Annotated in this window: 22 protein-coding genes; 9 read left to right on the forward strand and 13 right to left on the reverse strand. The window is 49.6% G+C overall.

The genetic code is table 11. The features are described 5' to 3' along the window. Positions 1-10: 10 nt before the first annotated feature. From hutI to hutU, 4 genes are all read right to left on the reverse strand, one after another. Positions 11-1,234, reverse strand: coding sequence for an imidazolonepropionase (gene hutI / locus ACO0LL_RS12550; RefSeq protein ID WP_422951196.1), 1,224 nt, complete (start codon positions 1,232-1,234; stop codon positions 11-13). Continuing rightward, a complete protein-coding gene (locus tag ACO0LL_RS12555; RefSeq protein ID WP_422951197.1) occupies positions 1,234-1,842 on the reverse strand; it encodes a HutD family protein in 609 nt (202 codons plus the stop codon). The genes hutI and ACO0LL_RS12555 overlap by 1 nt, the downstream gene beginning before the upstream one ends. 91 nt (positions 1,843-1,933) lie before the next feature. Next, positions 1,934-3,475, reverse strand: coding sequence for a histidine ammonia-lyase (hutH, locus tag ACO0LL_RS12560; protein ID WP_422951198.1), 1,542 nt, complete (start codon positions 3,473-3,475; stop codon positions 1,934-1,936). Positions 3,476-3,653: 178 nt separating this feature from the next. Next, on the reverse strand, positions 3,654-5,354 hold the full coding sequence (gene hutU / locus ACO0LL_RS12565; protein WP_422951199.1) for a urocanate hydratase: 1,701 nt from the start codon (positions 5,352-5,354) through the stop codon (positions 3,654-3,656). Positions 5,355-5,657: 303 nt separating this feature from the next. Between hutU and ACO0LL_RS12570 the strand changes: the two genes are divergently transcribed. After that, a complete protein-coding gene (locus tag ACO0LL_RS12570) occupies positions 5,658-6,065 on the forward strand; it encodes a rhodanese-like domain-containing protein (RefSeq protein WP_422951200.1) in 408 nt (135 codons plus the stop codon). Further along, positions 6,062-6,541 (forward strand): GNAT family N-acetyltransferase, encoded by a 480-nt coding sequence (locus ACO0LL_RS12575; protein WP_422951201.1) that lies wholly within the window; start codon positions 6,062-6,064, stop codon positions 6,539-6,541. Before ACO0LL_RS12570 ends, ACO0LL_RS12575 begins: the two co-directional genes overlap by 4 nt. An 81-nt stretch (positions 6,542-6,622) precedes the next feature. Here the strand turns inward: ACO0LL_RS12575 and ACO0LL_RS12580 are convergent, their stop codons facing one another. After that, positions 6,623-7,429, reverse strand: a complete 807-nt coding sequence (locus tag ACO0LL_RS12580; protein WP_422951202.1) for an isocitrate lyase/PEP mutase family protein — start codon at positions 7,427-7,429, stop codon at positions 6,623-6,625. Between the two features lie 178 nt (positions 7,430-7,607). Continuing rightward, the gene (locus ACO0LL_RS12585) at positions 7,608-8,399 is read right to left on the reverse strand and encodes a 3-oxoacyl-ACP reductase family protein (protein ID WP_422951203.1); all 792 of its coding nucleotides are present in this window, start codon (positions 8,397-8,399) and stop codon (positions 7,608-7,610) included. Positions 8,400-8,591: 192 nt separating this feature from the next. On the opposite strand from ACO0LL_RS12585, the gene ACO0LL_RS12590 reads away from it, so the two are divergent. Further along, complete coding sequence (locus ACO0LL_RS12590) at positions 8,592-9,527, forward strand: LysR family transcriptional regulator (RefSeq protein ID WP_422951204.1); 936 nt, start codon at positions 8,592-8,594, stop codon at positions 9,525-9,527. A gap of 129 nt (positions 9,528-9,656) precedes the next feature. After that, a complete protein-coding gene (gene hutC, locus ACO0LL_RS12595) occupies positions 9,657-10,367 on the forward strand; it encodes a histidine utilization repressor (protein WP_422951205.1) in 711 nt (236 codons plus the stop codon). Positions 10,368-10,523: 156 nt separating this feature from the next. On the opposite strand, the gene ACO0LL_RS12600 is transcribed toward hutC, so the two are convergent. Continuing rightward, positions 10,524-11,939, reverse strand: a complete 1,416-nt coding sequence (locus ACO0LL_RS12600) for a PLP-dependent aminotransferase family protein (RefSeq protein ID WP_422951206.1) — start codon at positions 11,937-11,939, stop codon at positions 10,524-10,526. Between the two features lie 87 nt (positions 11,940-12,026). On the opposite strand from ACO0LL_RS12600, the gene ACO0LL_RS12605 reads away from it, so the two are divergent. The 5 genes from ACO0LL_RS12605 (at position 12,027) to ACO0LL_RS12625 (ending at position 15,352) form a co-directional block, all read left to right on the forward strand. Then, entirely contained in the window at positions 12,027-12,467 is a 441-nt protein-coding gene (locus tag ACO0LL_RS12605; RefSeq protein ID WP_422951207.1) for a GNAT family N-acetyltransferase, read from the forward strand. A gap of 144 nt (positions 12,468-12,611) precedes the next feature. Beyond that, positions 12,612-13,598, forward strand: a complete 987-nt coding sequence (locus ACO0LL_RS12610; RefSeq protein WP_422951208.1) for a LacI family DNA-binding transcriptional regulator — start codon at positions 12,612-12,614, stop codon at positions 13,596-13,598. A gap of 632 nt (positions 13,599-14,230) precedes the next feature. After that, a complete protein-coding gene (locus tag ACO0LL_RS12615) occupies positions 14,231-14,428 on the forward strand; it encodes a hypothetical protein (protein ID WP_422951209.1) in 198 nt (65 codons plus the stop codon). Positions 14,429-14,479: 51 nt separating this feature from the next. Beyond that, entirely contained in the window at positions 14,480-15,133 is a 654-nt protein-coding gene (locus ACO0LL_RS12620) for a DUF2242 domain-containing protein (protein WP_422951210.1), read from the forward strand. Between the two features lie 3 nt (positions 15,134-15,136). Further along, a complete protein-coding gene (locus ACO0LL_RS12625) occupies positions 15,137-15,352 on the forward strand; it encodes a DUF3820 family protein (protein ID WP_422951211.1) in 216 nt (71 codons plus the stop codon). 110 nt (positions 15,353-15,462) lie between these two features. On the opposite strand, the gene ACO0LL_RS12630 is transcribed toward ACO0LL_RS12625, so the two are convergent. The 6 genes from ACO0LL_RS12630 to ACO0LL_RS12655 form a co-directional block, all read right to left on the reverse strand. Beyond that, a complete protein-coding gene (locus ACO0LL_RS12630) occupies positions 15,463-15,861 on the reverse strand; it encodes a hypothetical protein (protein ID WP_422951212.1) in 399 nt (132 codons plus the stop codon). Between the two features lie 242 nt (positions 15,862-16,103). After that, positions 16,104-16,931 (reverse strand): SAM-dependent methyltransferase, encoded by an 828-nt coding sequence (locus ACO0LL_RS12635; protein ID WP_422951213.1) that lies wholly within the window; start codon positions 16,929-16,931, stop codon positions 16,104-16,106. 147 nt (positions 16,932-17,078) lie between these two features. Next, complete coding sequence (locus tag ACO0LL_RS12640; RefSeq protein WP_422951214.1) at positions 17,079-17,351, reverse strand: hypothetical protein; 273 nt, start codon at positions 17,349-17,351, stop codon at positions 17,079-17,081. A gap of 108 nt (positions 17,352-17,459) precedes the next feature. Next, positions 17,460-19,217 carry a tetratricopeptide repeat-containing diguanylate cyclase gene (locus tag ACO0LL_RS12645; protein ID WP_422951215.1) on the reverse strand — a complete coding sequence of 586 codons (1,758 nt, stop codon included), beginning with the start codon at positions 19,215-19,217 and terminating at the stop codon, positions 17,460-17,462. A 22-nt stretch (positions 19,218-19,239) separates the two neighbouring features. Next, entirely contained in the window at positions 19,240-19,455 is a 216-nt protein-coding gene (locus tag ACO0LL_RS12650) for a hypothetical protein (protein WP_162040704.1), read from the reverse strand. Between the two features lie 102 nt (positions 19,456-19,557). Then, positions 19,558-21,267: a M14 family zinc carboxypeptidase gene (locus ACO0LL_RS12655; protein WP_422951216.1), complete on the reverse strand. Its 1,710-nt coding sequence runs from the start codon at positions 21,265-21,267 to the stop codon at positions 19,558-19,560. Between the last annotated feature and the right edge of the window lie 30 nt (positions 21,268-21,297).

Genomic DNA, 21,297 nt, shown 5'->3' on the forward strand with positions numbered 1-21,297 from the left:
TCAGACATCATCAGGCCAGCAACTTACCTGCAAACACTTTGGCTTGCGAGGGGTTGCCCGCGATGTGATACGCCAGGTCTGCCGGTCTGGCGATGTCCCACAGCGCGAAATCAGCCGCCTTGCCTATTGCCAAACTGCCAGTTTCTTCACTCAAACCCAGGGCTTGCGCTGCATGGCAGGTAATACCCTGCAGTGCTTCCAGTGGTGTCATGCGGAACAGGGTGCAAGCCATATTCATGGTCAGCAACAGCGAAGTCATGGGCGAAGTACCAGGATTGCAGTCAGTTGCCAGCGCAATCGGCACGCCAGTCGCACGCATGGCAGCTAACGGTGGGTATCTGGTTTCGCGCAAAAAGTAAAACGCACCTGGCAACAATACGGCCACAGTGCCACTGGCTGCCATCGCTGCTATACCCTCATCCGATAAATATTCCAGATGATCGGCAGACAGGCCTTTATATTGCGCCGTCAATGCTGCACCACCCTGATCAGATAATTGTTCAGCATGCAGTTTGACTGGCAAGCCATGCGCTTGCGCAGCCTGGAACACCAGTTCGGTTTGTGCTGGCGTGAACCCAATTTTTTCACAGAATACATCGACGGCATCGACCAGACCTTCAGCCACTAGAGCTGGCAACATCTGCTCGCAAACCAGTTTGATGTAATCGTCGGCCCTGCCTGCATATTCTGGCGGCAAGGCATGTGCCCCCAAAAACGTAGTTTTGACACGTATAGGGAATTCACGCCCTATGCGCCTGGCCACGCGCAATATGCGGGTCTCGGTTTCCAGATCCAGGCCATAGCCAGACTTGATCTCCAGCGTCGTCACGCCCTCAGCCAGCATGGCATACAGGCGCGGCAGCGTTGCTGCCAGCAATTCATCCTCAGACGCTGCACGGGTAGCACGCACAGTGGCATTGATACCGCCACCCTGTCTGGCGATTTCTTCATAGGCGACGCCGTTCAGGCGCGCTTCAAATTCATTGCTGCGGTTACCGGCATACACCAGATGGGTGTGGCAATCGATGAGGCCGGGTGTCAGCCAGCAGCCCTTGCCATCATGGGTTTTGGCGACGACATACCCGGCAGGGAATTCACTTTGCTTGCCCAGCCAGGCGATCTTGCCATCCTTGACGGCGATAGCGGCATCCCTGATTTCGCCATAGCCATCTGTCATACATGCGAGGTGTACATTGGTCCACAGGCTGTCCCAGTGTAAAGCTGTAGCTGTCATTAGCTGTCACCCATGCTCAAAAATTGTATGCGTATCAGGTAAAGCACCGCCTCTTCATCAGCGTGCAGGTTCAGGCGTATGCCCTGATGTTCATGCTCTTCTTCAAACAGGCAGCAATCATAGTCTTGCAAAGTCTCACCAGTAGTCAGGCTGGCACTACCTTTGGCACAGAACAGCAAAAGCTGTTGGGCATCATTGGCTTCGATGAAATGCTTGCCAGCTTCCAGCCTTTGCATGTGATGGGTACAGACGTCACGTCGCGTCATCACGTTCAGGTCCAGCACGGTGCCATGCAAGAGTTCAGCATTGATGGGTGTTTCACCTTTGAACTGATGCGGCAGGCTGTCCTGTTTGAGGAAAACACTTTGACCATGAACCTGTTCGCTATCGCCATGCAGTATCAGGCCTTCACCAGACAAAATCGCCAGCGTCCTGTCTATCTGGGAAAAATGCGAAAACGGGCCATTGCTGCTTACTTCAGCCGTACTCAGACGCCAGACAAAATGATCGAGGCTTGCACCGCTTGGAAATATTGCCAGCTCAATCGTACTGCCGCCGCCATTTTTCCATGGCATGGTTTGATAATCGAGTCTTGTCCACTTACGCATGGTAATCAAAAGCTTTCAACAAAATACAAAAATGGCCCTCCCAGATGAGAGAGCCACTATCTTAATACAAACTGCTCAGGTTCAAGCAGAATCAGGCCAAATACAGATTTTGGTACAACTGCTGGCATTGCGCGCTCAGATGGCCTTCGACGACCAATGCTTTTGCTGCTTCTATATCAGGTGCAAAGAACCTGTCCTTATCATAGAAAGCCACTTTTTCGCGCAAAAGCGTGTGGACTTGCTTCAGCATCGCCGATGTTTGCAAAGGGGCATGGAAGTCCACACCCTGTGCTGCGGCCAGCAATTCTATGCCAACGATAGTCGCCGTATTGTGGGCCATTTCATGCAAACGGCGTGCGCCGTAGGTCGCCATACTTACATGGTCCTCCTGATTCGCAGAAGTCGGAATACTGTCAACACTGGATGGATGAGCATGTGACTTGTTTTCAGAAGCAAGCGCTGCTGCTGTCACGTGAGCGATCATGAAACCAGAATTCAAACCAGAAGAAGGCACCAGGAAAGGTGGCAGGCCAGAAATCGATGAATCGATCAGCAAGGCGATGCGGCGTTCAGAGATGGAACCAATTTCTGCTATCGCCAGCGCCAGGGTATCTGCTGCAAATGCGACAGGCTCTGCATGGAAGTTGCCACCAGAAATGACTTCGCCAGTTTCCACGAACACCAATGGATTGTCGGTAACAGCATTCGCTTCTATCAGCAAAGTGCGTGCTGCATTATTGATGATGTCGAGGCAGGCACCCATGACTTGCGGCTGGCAACGCAGGCAATATGGATCTTGCACGCGTTCATCATTGACGAGATGGGACTGACGGATTTCACTGCCTTCCAGCAGGCTGCGATAAATTTGTGCAGTCGCAATCTGGCCAGGCTGGCCGCGGCTGCTATGGATGCGCGCATCAAATGGTGCATCACTGCCCTTGGCAGCATCAACTGATAAGGAACCGGTAATAGTGCCAGCTTCCAGCAAACGCTCTGCCAGGAACAGGCCATTCAATGCCAGCGCAGTGGACACTTGCGTACCGTTAATAAGTGCCAGGCCTTCCTTCGCTGCCAGAACGACAGGCTTGATACCGGCGGCGGCCAGTGCTTCTTTGGCTGGCACCAGTTTGCCATTCACCCGCGCATCGCCCTCACCCAGCAAAGCCAGGGTCATATGCGACAAAGGTGCCAGATCACCGGATGCACCCACCGAACCCTTGACCGGGATAGTCGGCATGATGCCTGCGTTATACATGGCGATCATGCTGTCGATCACAGAAGCACGTATGCCAGATACACCACGCGCCAGGCTGGCGATCTTCATCGCCAAAATCAGACGCACGATTTCATCAGAAATGAATTCGCCAGAGCCAACGGAATGCGACAGAATGAGATTGCGCTGCAAGAGTTCCAGTTGGTCATCAGGGATACGGGTCTTGGCCAGTTTGCCGAAACCGGTATTGATGCCATAAGCAGCATCGCCCTTGGCAACGATTTTATCGATAGTGGCTGAAGATGCATTGATGGCTGCATAGGCAGATTCGGCCAGCTTCAAAGGCTGCGCCTTGATCCAGATAGAGCGCAAGTCGCTCAGTGTGAATTGGCCGGGTTGAATTTCAAAATGATTACTCATGTGTTTTTCCTGAATACTTTTAATGTCGTCATTCCAGCCCAGGCTGGAGCTTCGTAGGTTGGGCTACGCCTCATCAGCCCAACACTGGGCCGTCGATAAAAAAATACGTTCTTTAAACGCTGAGTGTTGGGCTGGCAAACCGTAGCCCAACCTACGGCATTATCCCAATCACTTATGCTTACTTACCGCCCTTAATCATGGGCAAATTCAAACCCTCACGCTCAGCACAAGCAACCGCCTGTTCATAGCCCGCATCCGCATGACGCATAACGCCAGAACCGCAGTCATTAACCAGTACGCGCGCCAAGCGTTTAGCCGCGGCATCTGTACCATCAGCAACGATGACCATGCCAGAATGCTGAGAGTAACCCATGCCCACACCACCACCATGATGCAGCGATACCCAGCTGGCGCCGCCAGCGGTATTGAGCAAAGCATTCAGCAAAGGCCAGTCGGAGACTGCGTCTGTACCATCGCGCATGCCTTCGGTTTCGCGGTTGGGGCTGGCGACAGAGCCTGTGTCCAGATGGTCACGACCAATGACGATCGGTGCTTTCAATTCGCCATTTTTGACCATTTCATTGAAGGCCAAACCAGCAATATGACGCTCACCCAGGCCCAGCCAGCAAATACGTGCAGGCAAACCCTGGAAGGCAATGCGCTCACCGGCCATTTCCAGCCATTTGTGTACGCCTTTATTTTCAGGGAACAGTTCCTTGATCTTGGCATCAGTCTTGCGGATATCTTCCGGGTCGCCCGACAGAGCTACCCAACGGAATGGGCCTTTGCCGTCACAGAACAGCGGGCGGATATATGCAGGTACAAAGCCAGGGAAGTCAAAGGCATTCTTGACGCCAGTGTCAAAAGCCACCTGACGGATATTATTGCCGTAATCAACTGTCGGTATGCCCATGGCGTGAAAATCCAGCATGGCTTGTACATGCACAGCGCAGGCTTGTGATGCATCGGCGGTCAGTTTGGCATGCTGGGCAACGTCTTGTTGCGCAGCCTTCCACTCAGCGACTGTCCAGCCTATAGGCAGGTAACCATTGATGAGGTCATGGGCAGAGGTTTGATCCGTTACCAGATCAGGTTTCATGCCACCCGCTTTTGCGCGCTTGACCAGCTCAGGCAATATTTCTGCAGCATTGCCGAGCAAGGCGATGGATACCGCTTCTTTACGGTCGCAATGATGTTTGATAAGTGCCAGTGCATCATCGAGATCTTTGGCTTGCTTGTCGACATAGCGGGTACGTAGCCGGAAGTCTATGCTTGATTGCTGACATTCAATATTCAGCGATACTGCACCGGCAAAGCTGGCGGCCAGTGGTTGTGCGCCACCCATGCCACCGAGGCCTGCGGTCAATATCCAGCGGCCACCCCAGTCACCATTGAAATGCTGACGGCCTGCCTCGGCAAAGGTTTCATAAGTCCCCTGGACGATGCCTTGCGTACCTATATAAATCCAGCTACCGGCAGTCATCTGGCCATACATGAACAGGCCTTTGCGGTCGAGTTCATTGAAATGTTCCCAGTTGGCCCATTTTGGTACCAGGTTGGAATTGGCGATCAGTACACGGGGTGCGTCTTCATGGGTCTTGAACACGCCTACCGGTTTGCCTGACTGTATCAGCAGGGTTTCATCTTCACCCAGTTCTTTCAGCGATGCCAGAATCTGGTCATAACATTCCCAGTTACGGGCTGCACGGCCTATGCCGCCATAGACGACCAGATGCTTGGGGTTTTCTGCTACTGCAGGGTCAAGATTATTCTGAATCATGCGATAAGCCGCTTCGGCTACCCAGGTCTTGCAGGTTTTTTCTGCGCCGCGTGGTGCGTGGATTTCGCGGCTGGCATCCCAGCGTGGATCGTTGTTCATAGTCTCTCTCCATCAGTCAGTGAATACAGGATAGCGGCAAAATCGCAGATGTACCGCCCAAATTTAAGAATCCGGTCAAGCCAGCAAACATGCGCAAAACCGGACAAAGCTGAATCATTGAGAGAAAGTTTAAGTTGTATATACAACTTTTGCAAGCGAATAATAAAGGGGAACTGCAAAAATTTTAGTCATTCGCCATTTTGGCGAGATATTACCGGATCATGCCGTTAACGCCACTACTTACCCATGTAAAAAAGGTCGAGAATAGCTACATAGTCAACCCACTCATGAAAGGCAAACACCATGTCCGTCGTCACTGAAGTCGCCGCAGCCAGCAACCAGGAAGCCATCGCCCATTTTGCAGACAGCCTGCGTTTTGAGACAGATTGCTGGGATACCCACCACGCCATGTCTGAAGGCAAGGCCGATTTTGTCTTGCTCGACGTGCGCAGCCCCGAGTCTTATGCCAAAGGCCACGTACCTGGCGCAATCAATCTGCTAAGGGGAAAAATCATTGCCTCAAAACTGGCCAGCTATCCGGCAGATACCCTGTTTGTGACTTATTGCGCCGGCCCGCATTGCAACGGCGCAACCAAGGCGGCGATCAGGCTGGCGCAGCTTGGCCGCCCGGTCAAAATCATGATAGGCGGCATCACTGGCTGGCTCGATGAAGGATTCAGTCTGACAACAGAAGTCACTGAACTGGCATGAGCGCGGGAGCAACCGAATTCAACGTACGCCCTGCTCTGGCCTGCGACGCAACAGATTTGTTGAAACTGATGCGCGAACTGGCCGCCTTTGAAGGCTACCTAGCTGGATTTAGCGTTACCGTTGAAGACTTGCTGGAACGTGGTCTGGATACAGAACAGCCGCAATTCAGGGCCTATGTGGCGGCAGCACCAACAGGTGCCTTGCTGGGCTATGCAGTCATGGTCGAGGTCGCTTTCACCTATGACCTGCGCCCGGACTGGCGACTCAAAGAATTGTATGTCAGCGCAACTGCACGCCAGCTTGGCATAGGCAAGGCATTGATGGAAACCGTCATAGCCGATGCCAGGCAGCATGGTTGCGGCAGATTGAAATGGGATGTGCTACCAGACAATAGCAATGCAAAACAGTTCTACAGACAGCTTGGTGGTGAACCGGTAAGGGACTGGGAAGCGTGGGCATTGCAACTCACGCCATGAATTAAACCCAGTCAAATTCATGAATATTTTTCAGATCATCCCGCATGGATGATCTGTTTTTCCATCTATTAGCAATACATGTCAGCCATCAATATTCAAAGCCGCATTCATAGATGGATAGCTTAGCTCATGTTTGAATAATGCAGCTGTCTGCCCTTGATGCAAAAACTGGTGCACGCCCTCTCTGCCGTGGTGATAAGCAAGCTGGAAAGGCACAGGCCCTAGCGAAAAACGACGGCAGCCGGCGTCGAACAATTGACTGATGTCTGGCATGCCTGGCACAGCCATGATATTGACTGGAATATCGAGTGCCTGAGCAATTGTAGAAATGCTTGCAGCGTCGCATAGCCCTGGCAAAAAGGCAGCACTGGCTCCGGCAGCCTGATAGGCTTGCGCACGGTTAATCGCCATTTGTATGGCAGCATCGCCACTCGCCAGTCCACGCAAATAAACATCTGTCCTGGCGTTGATGAAAAATCCGGCACCTGCCAGCTTGCTACGTATGGCCTTAATTTTCGCGACCAGCAATTCAGGTGTACCACCGCCATCTTCAAGATTGATACCAGCCACGCCATACTGCTGCAAGTCGGCTACCAGGCTGGCAACGGCGTCGGCATCGTCGCTATAGCCATCTTCAATATCCACGGACAAAGGCACTTTGATGACACGCATGATGCGTCGTACGGCTGCCAGCAATTCTTCACGGGGCAAGGTGCCACCATCTGCATAACCCAGTGCCCAGGCCAGCGAGGCACTGGAGGTGGCAATTGCGCTGGCACCATCACGTTCAAACAAGATAGCACTGGCCGCATCCCAGGCGTTGGGCAACAACAAGGGTGCCGCGCCAGCGTGCAGTTCGCTGAATTTACTAAAGCTTGTGGCTGTCATGAAAACTCCAAATGTTAATCAGATAGAAAACATCGAAATCTTACGCAATACGGCAGGATATATCCCGCCGGATTCGGCCATTATTGTCACACAAAAAAAGCCGGGCTGCGCTGCACCAACCTGCAGGCAATCCGGCTCTTTGATTCATGCATTTTTTTATCTGCCCACATCAAGCATATCAGGCATCAAAGCCACCATCAGCCTTGAGATTGGCACCGGTAATGAATGCTGCATCTTCACTCGCCAGGTAGGCAACCAGGCTGGCAATCTGTGTGCCTGTACCGTATTTGCCTGTCGCCATGTAGCTGCGCATGGTGTCAGCAAAAGCACCGTTGGCCGGATTCATTTCTGTATCAACCGGGCCTGGCTGTACATTATTAACGGTGATGCCGCGTGCGCCCAGATCGCGTGCCAGGCCGCGGGTGAAAGAGGCTACCGCTCCTTTGGTCAGCGCATACAGCGACAAGCCAGGTACAGGCACATAATCACTGTTGACGCTACCTATGTTGATGATACGGCCACCCTCTTTCATATGACGCTGTGCTTCTTGCGAGGCGACAAACACGCCTGTCACGTTGACAGCGATCAGGCGTTGATAATCGTCCATGCTGATATCTGCAATGCTGCCAGCGACCAGTGCACCCGCATTGTTGACCAGGATATCGAGACCGCCAAATTCTGCGACCGTTTTTGCCACTGCCTGTTTAACTGCATCGGCATCTTGCGCATCAGCACGGATAGCCAGAGCCTTGCCGCCCGTTGAGCGTATATCTGCCACCAGTTGTTCTGCCTGCTGCGCGCTGCTGGAATAAGTGATGGCAACTGCTGCGCCATCTGTTGCCAGTTTGCGTGCAATGGCTGCACCTATACCGCGTGAACCGCCGGTCACCAGGGCTGTTTTACCAGCCAGGTTTGCTTTGGATGTGTTTGCTTGTGTGCTAAGTGCTTGTGTACTGAATGCTTGTGTCATGTCGTTCTCCTGTGTAGTTGACTTGCTTAAGTTTGATTCGGTTTAATTTCTGTAATCCGTGATTGGATGTAGCTATTTTGTGCTTTTTAAATGATTACAAGTAGTCCATAATCGATAACATCACTTTCAACCAAAGGTTGAAAGTAGAGTGAAGCTAATAATCAAGATCAAAGACTGAACGCAGAGAGAATCATGGAAACACTGGCAAGCATAGAATCTTTCGTCCGCAGTGCCGAGGCAGGCAGTTTTTCCCAGGCAGCACGTAACCTGGGTCTGACGCCAGCGGCTGTCAGTAAAAATGTCGCCAAGCTGGAGTCGCGTCTGGGCATACGCTTGTTCCAGCGCAGCACGCGCAGCCTGATGTTGACGGAGGCGGGAGAAGTATTCCTGGCGCAGATCAAGGGTGGGCTGGACAGCATACAGGCTGCACTGGCGAATGTAGAAAACGTCGCCGGCAAACCCGCTGGCGTATTAAAGATCAGCCTGGCGCTGGCCTTTGGGCGAGATTATGTTTTGCCTGCGGTAAATGATTTTATTAACACTTACCCTGATGTCATACCCGATCTGCATTTTGATAACCGCAGCGTAGATATCATCGCTGAAGGTTTTGATGTTGCCATCGGCGGTGGCATAGAACTGGTGCCGGGTGTTATTGCGCGTGAAATCGGGCGTGCTCATGTCATACCGGTTGCTTCGCCAGCCTATATCGCGGCTCACAATATGCCAACAAAACCCGCAGACCTGGCTCACCTGGATGGCATCATGCGCCGCTCGCCACAAAGTGGCAGGCTGCGCTCGTGGACGTTACGCAATGCTGCGGGTGAAGAAGCGCATATGGAATTGAAGACACGTATTATCATGGATGACCCGGAAGCCATGTGCCGTGCTGCCTTGCTAGATCTGGGTGTCGCCATGGTGCCGAGGCTGCATGCATTGCCTTATCTGGAAAGCGGCACATTGCTACGCCTGCTACCCAGCTGGTATGCGGATATTGGCCCTATTTCGCTCTACTACTCCAGCAGCAAGCTGATGCCAGCCAAGACCAGGCTGTTTGTCGATTTCATCCTCATGCGTTTTCGTGAACTAGATATTGCCGGCAAATTTTCTGCATCACCGCGCAAGAAGTGAGCTTAAGCGGCACTAAGGGACACTAAGTGATAGCAAGTGACACTTAGTGACAGACCTGCCAATATATTCGCTATCACCGCTGTGCTATGAGAAAATGCAAACACCTATCACTCCCATGTCAGCCATACTGTGAAACCCAGCAAGCCAGATACCCCAGCGTTTCAAGTCATCAAAGATACCCTGCTCCAGGAAATCCAGTCAGGCAAGTGGAAAGAAGGTGATGCCATCCCCGCCGAAACTGCGCTGGCCAGCCAGTTTGGTGTCTCACGCATGACAGTCAACCGCGCCGTGCGCGAACTCACCAGCGAACAAATCCTGACACGCATACAGGGCTCAGGCACTTATGTAGCACAACAAAAATACCAGGCAACACTGGTGGCAATCAAAAGCATCGCAGAAGAAATCCGCTCACGCGGCCATACTCACCGCAGCGAACTGCATGAGTTAAAAGCAGAAACCGCGAGCGAGCAACTGGCAGCAAAATTCCAGGTCAAGGCGGGCCATAGCTTATTCCATTCCGTCATCGTCCATTTTGAGAACGAAGTGGCGATACAGGTTGAAGACCGCTGGGTCAACTCCAGCGTAACGCCAGAATACCTGCAACAAGACTTCAGCATCATGACCCCAAACGAATACCTGGTCGCAGTCGCGCCTTTGCAAGGGGTTGATTACAGCATAGAAGCAGTGCTGCCACCCAAACAGATCGCCGAGATGTTGCATATCTCAGCCAAAGAAGCCTGCCTGGTCTTGCACAGAACCACCCGCTCGCGCGACATGATCGCTACCTGCGTGACGATGTGGCATCCGGGTAAGCGTTATCAGTTTGCGGGTAGCTTTTAAATTCAAGGCGGCTCAAAAAATCTGCCGACACAGAGGCACAGAAGGCACAGAGGGCTCAGAGAAATTGATTTGAGTCTGTTGTACTTGCAAATTTCGCAAGCAAGCCAATCCATCTATCAATAAAGCGCTGCGTAACTGCGTAATACGGGCGGCGTTTCACTGACTGACAAATGCTTGAGCAAGGCGCTCAGCCAATTCCGCTGCCTGCTCTCTGTCGATCACGTTCGTAAAGCTCAACAGCAAGCCACGCTCTGCGGTTGCTGAAATATACGATCTGGACAGCGGCTGAACACTCAGTCCAGCACGTTGTGCATTTTCTGAAATGACACAATCGTCCAAGCCCTTGCCCAAGCGCGCAAGCAGATGCATACCTCCTACCTGATGATCAATAGACAGCCGGTCAGCAAGTTTTGCGAGCAATGCGTCGCTCAGTAGTTGCCGCCGCTTCGAGTAGAGATCCCTCATTTTTTTAAGATGACGCCCAAAATGTCCCCCTTCAATAAATCTGGCAGTCGTTACCTGCCATAAATGAGGGCAATGGCTGTGCATTTTGTCAGTCATCTCGGTGAAACGAGGAACAAGTTTTTCTGGCACCACTAAATACGCAAGTCTCAAACCAGGCAACAGCACCTTGCTGAACGTTCCACAATACAAAACCCGGTTCTGCACATCCAAGCTTTTTAGTGCGGGTAATGGCCGACCGTTATATCTATACTCACTGTCGTAGTCATCTTCTACAATCCAGCTTTCCTGATCACTCGCCCAATCCAACAAAGCCCGGCGACGAGGCATCGACAATGCAACGCATAGTGGACTCTGATGTGTCGGCGTGACAACTGCAAAGCGTGCATCCGGCATTAGCTCAATACCTGCTTCAACTACCATTCCATCACCATCCACAGGTACTGGTATCAATTTTGCTCCGGCCTCTCTAAAAAAGTTATTGCTTGCAAAATATCCGGGATCTTCCACCCAGCAACTATCGCCAGTTTGCAACAAGCTACGGCAAATTAAGTCAAGGCATGCCCGGTAACCCGCGACAATGAAAACCTGGCCTGGAGTGCAAGATATACCTCGGGAAACGCCGAGGTACCCCGCAACCGCCGTTCGTAACGACAAATGGCCCCTTGCATCTGGACAAATTGAACTGTCTAAAAAGGAATGCCGCAATTCGTTTGAGGCAATTCGGTTCCATAGCTTGCGAGGAAATGCATCTAGCGCTGGCAGTCCCATTTGAAATGGCAATGGCGCTTCGCCTGAGTGAACAAGAGAATTTTGAGCCAATGAACTAAGTGGTGTTGTCGAGATTGGCGGGACGGGCTTAATAAACGGCGACACAATTGTTCCGGCAGCTCCGCGCCCTATCAGATATCCGTCATTGATCAACAACTGGTAGGCAGTTTCGATTGTGCCTCGCGCCAGATTTAGCTCCGAAGCCAACGCGCGGACAGAAGGTACGCGATCACCCGGTTTCAAGCGACCATCAGAGATGGAATTACTGAAACGTAAGTAAATCTGTCGATACAAAGGGGGCGTTTCTTCCTTATTAATAAAAATATTTTCCAATAACATGTCCTAGTCGTTTTTCCAGTTTTTGGCTCTATAGCGTCACGCTTGAGGATAGTACACTAACATCCTTTCGTCGATTAGAAGCCGCTTATGAAGCGTAGAGAGTTCAAACAGTTGCAGAGCCAAGCTGATATTGAGGCAGGGTTTGAACTGATGCGACAGCTCCGGCCACAGTTAGGAGATCTGGACTCATTCGCGCAACAAATAGATCGTCAATCACAACAAGGATATCGATTATCAGGCCTTTGGCAGGACGAAAAATTGGCCGGACTGATCGGATTTCGTGAATCAGAGAACATGCTTTACGGGCGACACCTATATGTGGACGACTTAGTTGTCGCCGTATCGCTGCGAAATTCAGGACTTGGTGCAGATCTGCTCGACAAGGTTCGCGACGAAGCTAAACGGCTCGATTGTAGCTTTATCGTACTAGATACCAGTCTGCAAAAACCTATGGCCCAACGATTCTATTATCGTGAAGGTTTGCTGGCGACGGGCATGCGTTTTGTTCAAAAACTTGGACCAACTTAGAAAGATGAGTTTCTGTAGTTTGCGGTCAAAGCCGCTTCGACGGCAACAACCTCACTATTTCGACGTTCGCGAAAGACAATTTTTATTACAGCGACTTAAATTTGTTTAGCAAATTATGATGACTCTATTTTTCTCTCTAATAGCATGTGCATAACCATACGTGACCTGGCTGAAGCTACTGGTTTTTCAGTGGGGACGATTTCTCGTGCACTCAAAAATCAGACTGGCTTGACAGAAGCCACGCGCGTATTGGTCTTTAATGCAGCGCAAGAAATGGGTTACGACCTGTCAAGATTAAGGCCTGGGCGCATACGTCGCATCGCCTTCCTTTTACACAGGCAGCACAATAATTTGTCGAGCAGCCCATTTTATTCTATCGTTTTGCATGGAGCAGAAGCAGCCTGCAGGCGAGCTGGAATTACTTTGTCATTTATCGCAGTTGGTCCAGCGGAGCCAGTGATGGATCAAATCAGGGTGCATAAGCCAGACGCCATTCTGTGTGCAGGATATTTTGAAACAGAATTACTGCAATCGATACGCACTTCAGGAAAACCCATGGTGCTGATCGATATGCACCTGCCCGGTTACACCTCGATTAACCCAAATCATCGCCTGGGTGCCTATCTGGCCACACAGCACTTGATAAAAACGGGCCGCAAACGGATAGCTATGCTGACAGGTCCTCATGCACACTACAGTATTCAAGAACGTATTCACGGTTTTCGTAAGGCCTTGTTTGACGCAAAAATACTGACCAATCCAGAATATGAAATTGCGATTCCACATCAGGCAGAAGAAGATAAATTGGTAAGGCAAGCAGTCACAGATTTACTTTCCATGTCTGAGCCACCAGATGCTCTATTTTGCTACAACGACCATACTGCCTTGACCGCTATGGCTGCATTTCTTGATAAGGGGGTAAAGGTTCCTGACGATATTGCTATTGTTGGTTTTGACGATATCCTTGCTGCAGTGAACGCTCATCCAGCGTTAAGTAGCATCGCCGTGGATAAAGAAGAACTAGGCGCAGAAGGAGTAGCGATGCTTCTACGCAATGCACAACAAGAAAACCTGGAGACAACACTTGCAGTGAAATTGATAGTACGGGGCAGTAGTATGCAAGCTGTTTAATATCTGCGCGCGGTCGGACTAAGGCAACAACGCTATAGAATTTTTGGAAAAACCGTGCGTCGCCGCCAGCAATTTTTTGCTTCAATTGCGCTACATTGTTTGCGACAACCTCACGCAAAGGCGGGGACTGATCTTGCATAAGAAATCAAGCCGCCGAAAGGCAAATCAAACCGGGCAATACTTTTGCAGGGGCAGTCATACCTTTTGGCATGTTCTGTTTTCGCCCTGCGACTTCGAGTCTGGCCTTCAAGAAGACCGTGGCTCAACGGGCACATAGGCCAACTGCTTCCTCACAGGTCAGTCTTGCCGTCCGAATCTATCCTATCGAGCGCTTCAAATATTTGCTTTTCGAGCTGGAAAAGTCAGATTTAAAACGATCAAACTACAATCTATTATTGATCTTGCATTAAAACGGCTCGATGCGTTCAAAAAAAGAGTTCGTGGTCCTTCATAGATGGCGAATTCTTTGGGCTTAAAATTTTCCACGATATCTGTCACCCAAATCCCTCCTCAGCGCGTTATATCTTGATAATCTGGCACTTGTAATTTTGTATTTAATGTAGCGGTAACACCTTGCATGTGCTGACAAGTTAAAATACGGCTTACGTTGATATAAGCAAGAAAGAAACATCATGACAAAAAAGAATGAACTCGACCCGGAAACCGAGGCGCTGATTGCCTGGTGCACGGAAGTAGAAGGCTTCCTGGTCGCTGGTGGTGCCACCGTGAGCCAGGCCCAGGATCATATAGAGGAACAGATAGAATGGTTCACCGATCTGTTTTTTGATGGATTAACACCGGAAGAGGCGGCCAAGGAAGCGCTGGCTTAAGCGTCTGTATCCTCAGATACCCGCCTCAACTAGCAATTAATTGAAATAAAGATGATTCATCGCAAATTATTAGTACCCCTCGCTCTTGCCTTGTTAAGCGCCTGCACCACCAGCTCCAAACATGCGGGGCTGCAGCACGAAGAGTTTGGTGCTACTGGCGTATTTACCCGCGCCTTTCCCGGCACCGAAAAAAGCGCCTGTGAGGCAGCGCGCCGTGCCTTGCTCAGCCAGGGTTACGTCATCAGTGAATGGAAACCATCCGTACTCAAAGGCCGCAGGAAATACCAGCCAGAAGCAGACATTCACGCAGAAATTGAATTTAACGTCGTCTGCGTTGCCAACAGCAAAGGCAGCAATAGCACGACCGTTTTTGCAAATGCCGTTCGCGACCGTTACTCCCTGAAAAAGAGTAACACTTCGGCGAGCATAGGCGTCAGCGCCCTGGGTTCAGTGTCACTGCCATTTGGCTCAACTGACGATGCCCTGGTCAAGGTCGCCAGCGAAACCATTCCTACTGGCCAGTTTTATGAGCAGTTCTTTGAACTCGTCGATCGTTATCTGGATGCGGTTCCGTATATCCAGGATATGGAAGAAGAAAAAAAGACTGTTGGTGTAACGCCTGCGGCCCCAGCGGCGACAAGCGCAAGCCAGCCAGCTACCAGCACGCCGCCGCCCGTTGAGTCTGGCAAGAAATCCGAGGACTAGTTCATGCAATCGGACGATCTGCAAAGACTGCTGAGTTTCAAGATGCCCTATGGTAAATACAAGGATACTGTCATCGCTGACCTGCCCGGCAATTACCTGGGCTGGTTTGCGCGTCAAGGTTTCCCCAAAGGGGAGATAGGCCGGCTACTGGAATTGATGTATGAGATCGATCACAACAACCTCAAAGAATTGCTGGAGCCATTGAGGAACAAGACCTGAGAGCACTCTCCTCGCTTATCACGGTCAGGGCAGCAAATAGCAGGGGTCTCAAAATAAAAAAAGCAGACATATTCAACATGTCTGCTTTTTTGTCACCCTGAACTAATTGATTAATTCGTTTTGACTTCTTTGCTTTGACGTTTGCCAGCAGCAGTTGCAGGCAGATATTTCATAGGATCATTCACGCCTGCAGCATAGGCAGTTACCAGGCTACGCTGTCTCATGCAGGAAGCACTGAGTACTGTTGCATCAGGTGCAGCAGAGTTCACGCATACCTGCAAATCCTTGACGGTATCCAGAGGAATACCGGCTGCGGCAGCAACAGAAACGATGGATTGTGGATTAGCACCGCTGGCGACCAGGTTATCGACCGTAGCCTGCAAATTACTTGTCGTTGTCAGCGCATTGAAAATGCCATCAACAGAAGTATCTACGCCTTCCGCACAAGCTACCGACAAACCACTGGCCAAAGCCAGACCCAGCAATGTATTTTTGATCATTTTTTTCATCAGTATCCTCCAACTTGTTGACAAACCATTTTGTCGCACGCAAATGATTCTAATTAAGTGTAAATCAAATTGAAAGCAGATATTTGTAACCTGCGGGCTCAGATCAATATATTGATCAAATTAGCATTTAGCTACTTTTAAAGGATTTTGTCACTGGTATGCCAACAATAGCATTTATACGCGCCTTCTGTTTAAAGGGCGTTCGCGCCAGAGCACAGGCAAAACCTGAGCTATCCTGGCTCTCAAGCTGCTTGCTGGACCTGCCCTCTCTGTGCAGCGATTGCATTGAGCTCATCGATAATTGACTGGTCTCTTTCCAGCGTCTTGGCTGGGGGGATCACCAGAGTAGTGATTTGCCTGTAAGACATCTTAGGCAAATCCTCCAGGCGCAGTTTGTCTATGCGTGTTTTTTCCAGTGGGTCTGTGGCGGCTTCGTACAAAATCACTTCGTGATCGAGCGGGTAATACTGTGCCAATTTATTCACCAGTATCTGCAAATGAGCTGGCTCTGTATCAAAACGCTTCAAGGTCAAGTCACCCGCTATGCCTACCTGCCATAACACCAGCAAAGCTGTAGGATCAAGGGGCCGCTTATAAATCATGAACTGTGTTGATTCCATTGACTGCATGCCAAAGCTACCGGGATCAATGCCCAAATCAGCAACCAGGCAATCTAATGCAGAAATTCCTGGCTCCATATGAGCTTCATAACCTTCCAAACGAGCTTCGGAGATTGTCATATGTGAAATGCAAGCGAATATGCCGGGATGACCATAAAAGGCAGCGCATACCTTCTTGCCAGCCCGCACTTCTTTCAAAATAGTATCAGCCATGCGTCTGTAGGTATCACGTCTGGTCTTTCCATCAATCTTGGTGTCCTCATAGTGATCATTGAGGCAGACATATTCCTTTGCCACACCCTGCAACCATTTACGCGTAAAAATATTCGGCACCGCAGCTATAACGATATCAAAGGTTTCAATATAGCTTTGCGCAATTGGCGTCAATTGCCCCGCCATACGCATGCCAGTACCAACACAAACGAGTGATCCTTGCTTTTGAATTGTCATAGATTTTAGGTGTGAATATCACAAAAGAGGTTGCAAATACAAAAAAATAGAGCCAGAAACAAATATGATCCGGCTCTATACATAACAGTGCTATCAACACTTTTTATCTTCATTGCGTTTGCAAAAAGTGTTTTTCATAAACGTGTATTACGCGACAACTTCTTGTTCAAATGGAGCTTGCTCGTCACCGGCAATTTCCCATGACTCAAAATAAGTTTCGGTCGTATCAAGAGCATCGAAATCCCTGAACGGCAAATCCAGAAAGGCGGATATTTCACGCCTGTCCTGGCGCAGGATAAGAACCTGTTCATCTACGGATAAACCAAAATCACGTGCGGCCTGCAGCGGATCGTTTTTGTGCGCCTGAATAAGAGCGGCACTAGTATCAAGAGCATTCAGATAATCTAACAACTTAGACATACTTTTCTCCTTGGTTGGCAAAACGTTCAGGGGGTAATACCAAGGATGATTCTAAGCTCAAGTATTAACTAAAGCAAAACTATTTTTAACAAATTATCATCGACAAGTTTAAGGGACTTGCCTGAAAACACTAACGCAATTTCTACCCTCAGCTTTGGAGATGTACAGCGCCTTGTCAGCGGCCTCCAGAGTTTCGTCAAAATTCTTAAGTCCATTTCCATCAACTGTCGCCACACCAAAGCTGGCAGACAGTGAGAATTTATGGCCACTAGGTTCTGTATCTATCATTGTAATTGCCATGCGACAGCGCTCTGCCAATTGCAAGGCTGAGGCCTGACTTGAATCTGGCATACAAATACCAAACTCTTCACCACCCAGCCGCCCAAACAAATCAACCTTGCGTAAATGTGTCTTGACGGTTTCACTAACGCTTTTCAATACCCAGTCGCCTGTAGCATGACCATATGTGTCATTAACATTTTTAAACAAATCCATGTCAAACAGGATAATGCTGACGCTACCAGTGCGCAATTTGAATGCTTCATTCGCGAAGCTAATGAAATGCATACGATTGGCTGCCTGGGTCAAACCATCTGTTTGAGAAAACTGGCGGAACTGATTTTTTTGCTGCAAGGTTTTGATCAGCCATAAACTCAATACAACCAGAATCACTCCCACTAAAGAAATAAACAACCAAAGATTTTGATTATTCTTTTTTTCTAATTCGCGTTCAACAGCAAGGATTTTGTTTTTCTGTTCAAGCAAACTCATTTGATTGGCTTTATCCTGAGTGTCAAACTTGACGCGCTGGAATGCCAGATTTTTATGTAATTGATCGTCTAACACACGATTCTTCAGCACCAGAGCTGCTTCATAGTATTCCAGCGAGCTGGGATACTGGCCTTGAGCACGCTTGATACTGGCCATTGTTTCTGCAGTTTTCTCCATCAAATGAATTGCGTTGCCGGCTTTTGCTCGTTGATATGCCTGCGCACCAAAACGCTCGGCCTGCTCAAGATTTCCCGTATTTAAATAAGCGCGAGCCAATGCCTCCTCTAACTGAGTACCATAATCCGAACTTTGATTTAATTGCGAAAAATCTTGAAGTAATTTTAAAGCTGCGCCCTTACCTTGTAGATAATTGCCAGAATCGATCAAATCTATAGCAGCAAGAGTGTTAAGTAAGAGCGAATAGAAGTTTTTATTTGCTGAATCACATACTTTTATGGCATCAGGCAGTATATGTCTCGCGCGTTGTCGCTCGCCTCGCAGAAAATTGATTTCGACCTGATCACCTAAAGCAAGACATTGTGCACTATTGCTTTCGGACGAAGTCGCTGTAGTCAACATTCTTTCTGCGTAAATCAATGCTTCATCATACGCGTGCAGAGAATTTAGCACATTGATTGCAGCTTGTAATGTATCAACTTTTGCTTCGATACTAGTTAACTTCGGCAGAATTAAAATACTTTGATTCATTGCCTCTAAAGCTCTTTCGTATTCCCCGAGATTTGTATAGCCTGAAGACAATTGAGAAAGAAACCTAACCCGATAAAGTGGCTCCTGAACTTGATCTATCACGGATTGCACTAATTCGACTCTTTCTTTGTGCTTTCCTTTAAATCCTAAAGTCGCAGCACTAAGCAAAAAGAATCGACTTCGTTGTGCCTCGGTGAAATTGCTCTTCAATTCACCTAGCTTACTAAGAGTTTCAGAGGCTTTTTCAGGCGCAGTAACAACCTCCATTCCAGATTGATTCAACAAATCATCTATGGAGCTAGAGTTGTAAATTGGCTTGGCTGCCACTTGAGTACCGGCGACAAGCAAAATAGATGCGACAAATAAAATAGCCCTATTTAAAATCATTGCAAGCGCCGGAAAAATGAAATCAATATAGTGTTACGATGGTGTCTAAGGCGTTGAGCTTATCGACAGAAATTCCCAATACATCTGCGACTGCCTGCGTATCTCCTGAATGAACTGCAGTTTTTTCTTCTTCAGTCAATCCAAAGTCAGTCATTGCACCGAGTGGATCATTGACATGCGCCTCACGCGCCGTCGCATCTTTATCCAGTGTATTCAAATATTCAAGCAATTTAGACATGATTTTTAACCTTTCAATAGACTTCCGTTGTATAAAACACGAGGTAATACCACGGAAGATTCTATTATGTTTCTGTAAAAACTTGTAACAAATTTCAAAAAATCAATGCATTATGCGCAACACAGGGTAGCGGCGCCATTCTGGTTCCCTGAATCTTGCACAGCGGCTAAAAATAAAGTCGAGAACCGCTTGCTGGTCGCTGAGTAAACCTGGGTTTTCCTGCTTCCATTGCTCAAAGGCTGCCTGGACTTCTGGCTCGGTGTTGAGAATGTCGGTGGCGGTGTCTTCAAAGACATAATCTGAATAAGCTTCTTTCTTTTCCAGTACGCTGTTGAAGAAGCCCCAGCGGAAGAAACTGTCATGCGCTTGCGGTTCCAGGGTTTCGACTATGTAACGTGCCGCTGGCTGATCCAATGAGACGAGGTAATCACCTGCATTGGCAATCACGTTTGCGCTGGTGGGCAACAACTGTACATCGTCATGGAACATATGGCCTTCATAGGCATGCGGGCGTGATTGCACTGACTGTATGTGATAAACCTCGGCCAGCAGGCTGGTATCAACTTCCAGCCTTTGCATCTGCACGCCATTCCATTGCAGGCGCTCTATGACTGCGCGCCAGGCTTGCGGTATTAGGTAAGCCCTGGCTTGCTTGACTGTGATATCAGCGACAAAGTGATCGTAATAAGCGATGGCTTTTTCCCATGGCTGGCTACGGTCATACGACAGGCGCGTGTAATTACCCAGCACGCTGGGGCTATACACCGCCTGGTAACCCTTGAACATGAAGCTGGAAGCCTGGCCATGGTCGGCCACCCAATGCACTGCTGCCTGCTGTTGCTGGCTGGCAGCCTGGCGCGCCTGTGCACGCAATGCTTGTATCTCTGCGCCATGGGCGACCGTGAATGCGAGCACGGTTTCCACCAGGGCACGCATGGAGGCGTAGCGGTCGGCAAAAGGTTTCAGCATATGGGTTTCAGGCATGAAACCTATGGTGTGATGCAGGGCTGCGTAGCCGGTAGAAAAACGTGGCGTTTCCAGAAAATCTTCTATGCCATGATCAGGGCTGTCCTTGACGGGATTCACATAGGGACAAGTCGGCCAGCCACGCTCCTGCATTTCTGTATAAATGGCAGGCAACATGGTGTTGCGCAAGTAGGGGCCGAGACCATAGCCGAGTTTGTCTGCCTGGGTTTGTATCAGGGTCATGGTGTAATGGTAGTCAGCACCATTTGAGGTATGTGTATCAACCATGACGTCCGGGCTCCATTCGCTGAAAAAGCGGTTGAAGACCTGGGCATTTTCGCTATCACACTTGATGAAGTCACGGTTCAGGTCAAGGTGCAGACTATTGCCACGGAAGCCAAACTGCTCTGGCCCATCCTGATTGACACGTGAAGTATCCTGACGGTTCAGACTGCCATCGACGTTATACACGGGAATGAACAGGAATACCGTTTTACCCAGTGCCGCGAGGCGTTCAGGCTGGATACAAAAATCGCGTACCAGCGCCATACAGGCATCGATACCTTCAGGTTCGCCCGGGTGTATGCCATTATTATTGAAAAATACCGTGCGTTGTTCCTGTTTGATGCGCTCGCGCTCAAATACGCCATCGGTAGTCACGATGCCGGCGTGAATGGGCTTGCCATTATCAGAAACACCGATCTGGCTGAACTGCAGGATGTTTGGAAATTGCGCTGCCAGGTTCTGGTAAAACTGTATGCAGGCTTGCCAGGTGGTAGTCTGGTTCTGGTTACCGGCTTCATAGGGTGTGATGAAGGCGGTGGTATGGTCTGTATGTGATGACATGCGTTACACCAGTTGAAGTAAATATATCCC

This window comes from Undibacterium sp. TC4M20W (assembly GCF_049340245.1).
Taxonomy (GTDB): Bacteria; Pseudomonadota; Gammaproteobacteria; order Burkholderiales; family Burkholderiaceae_D; genus Undibacterium.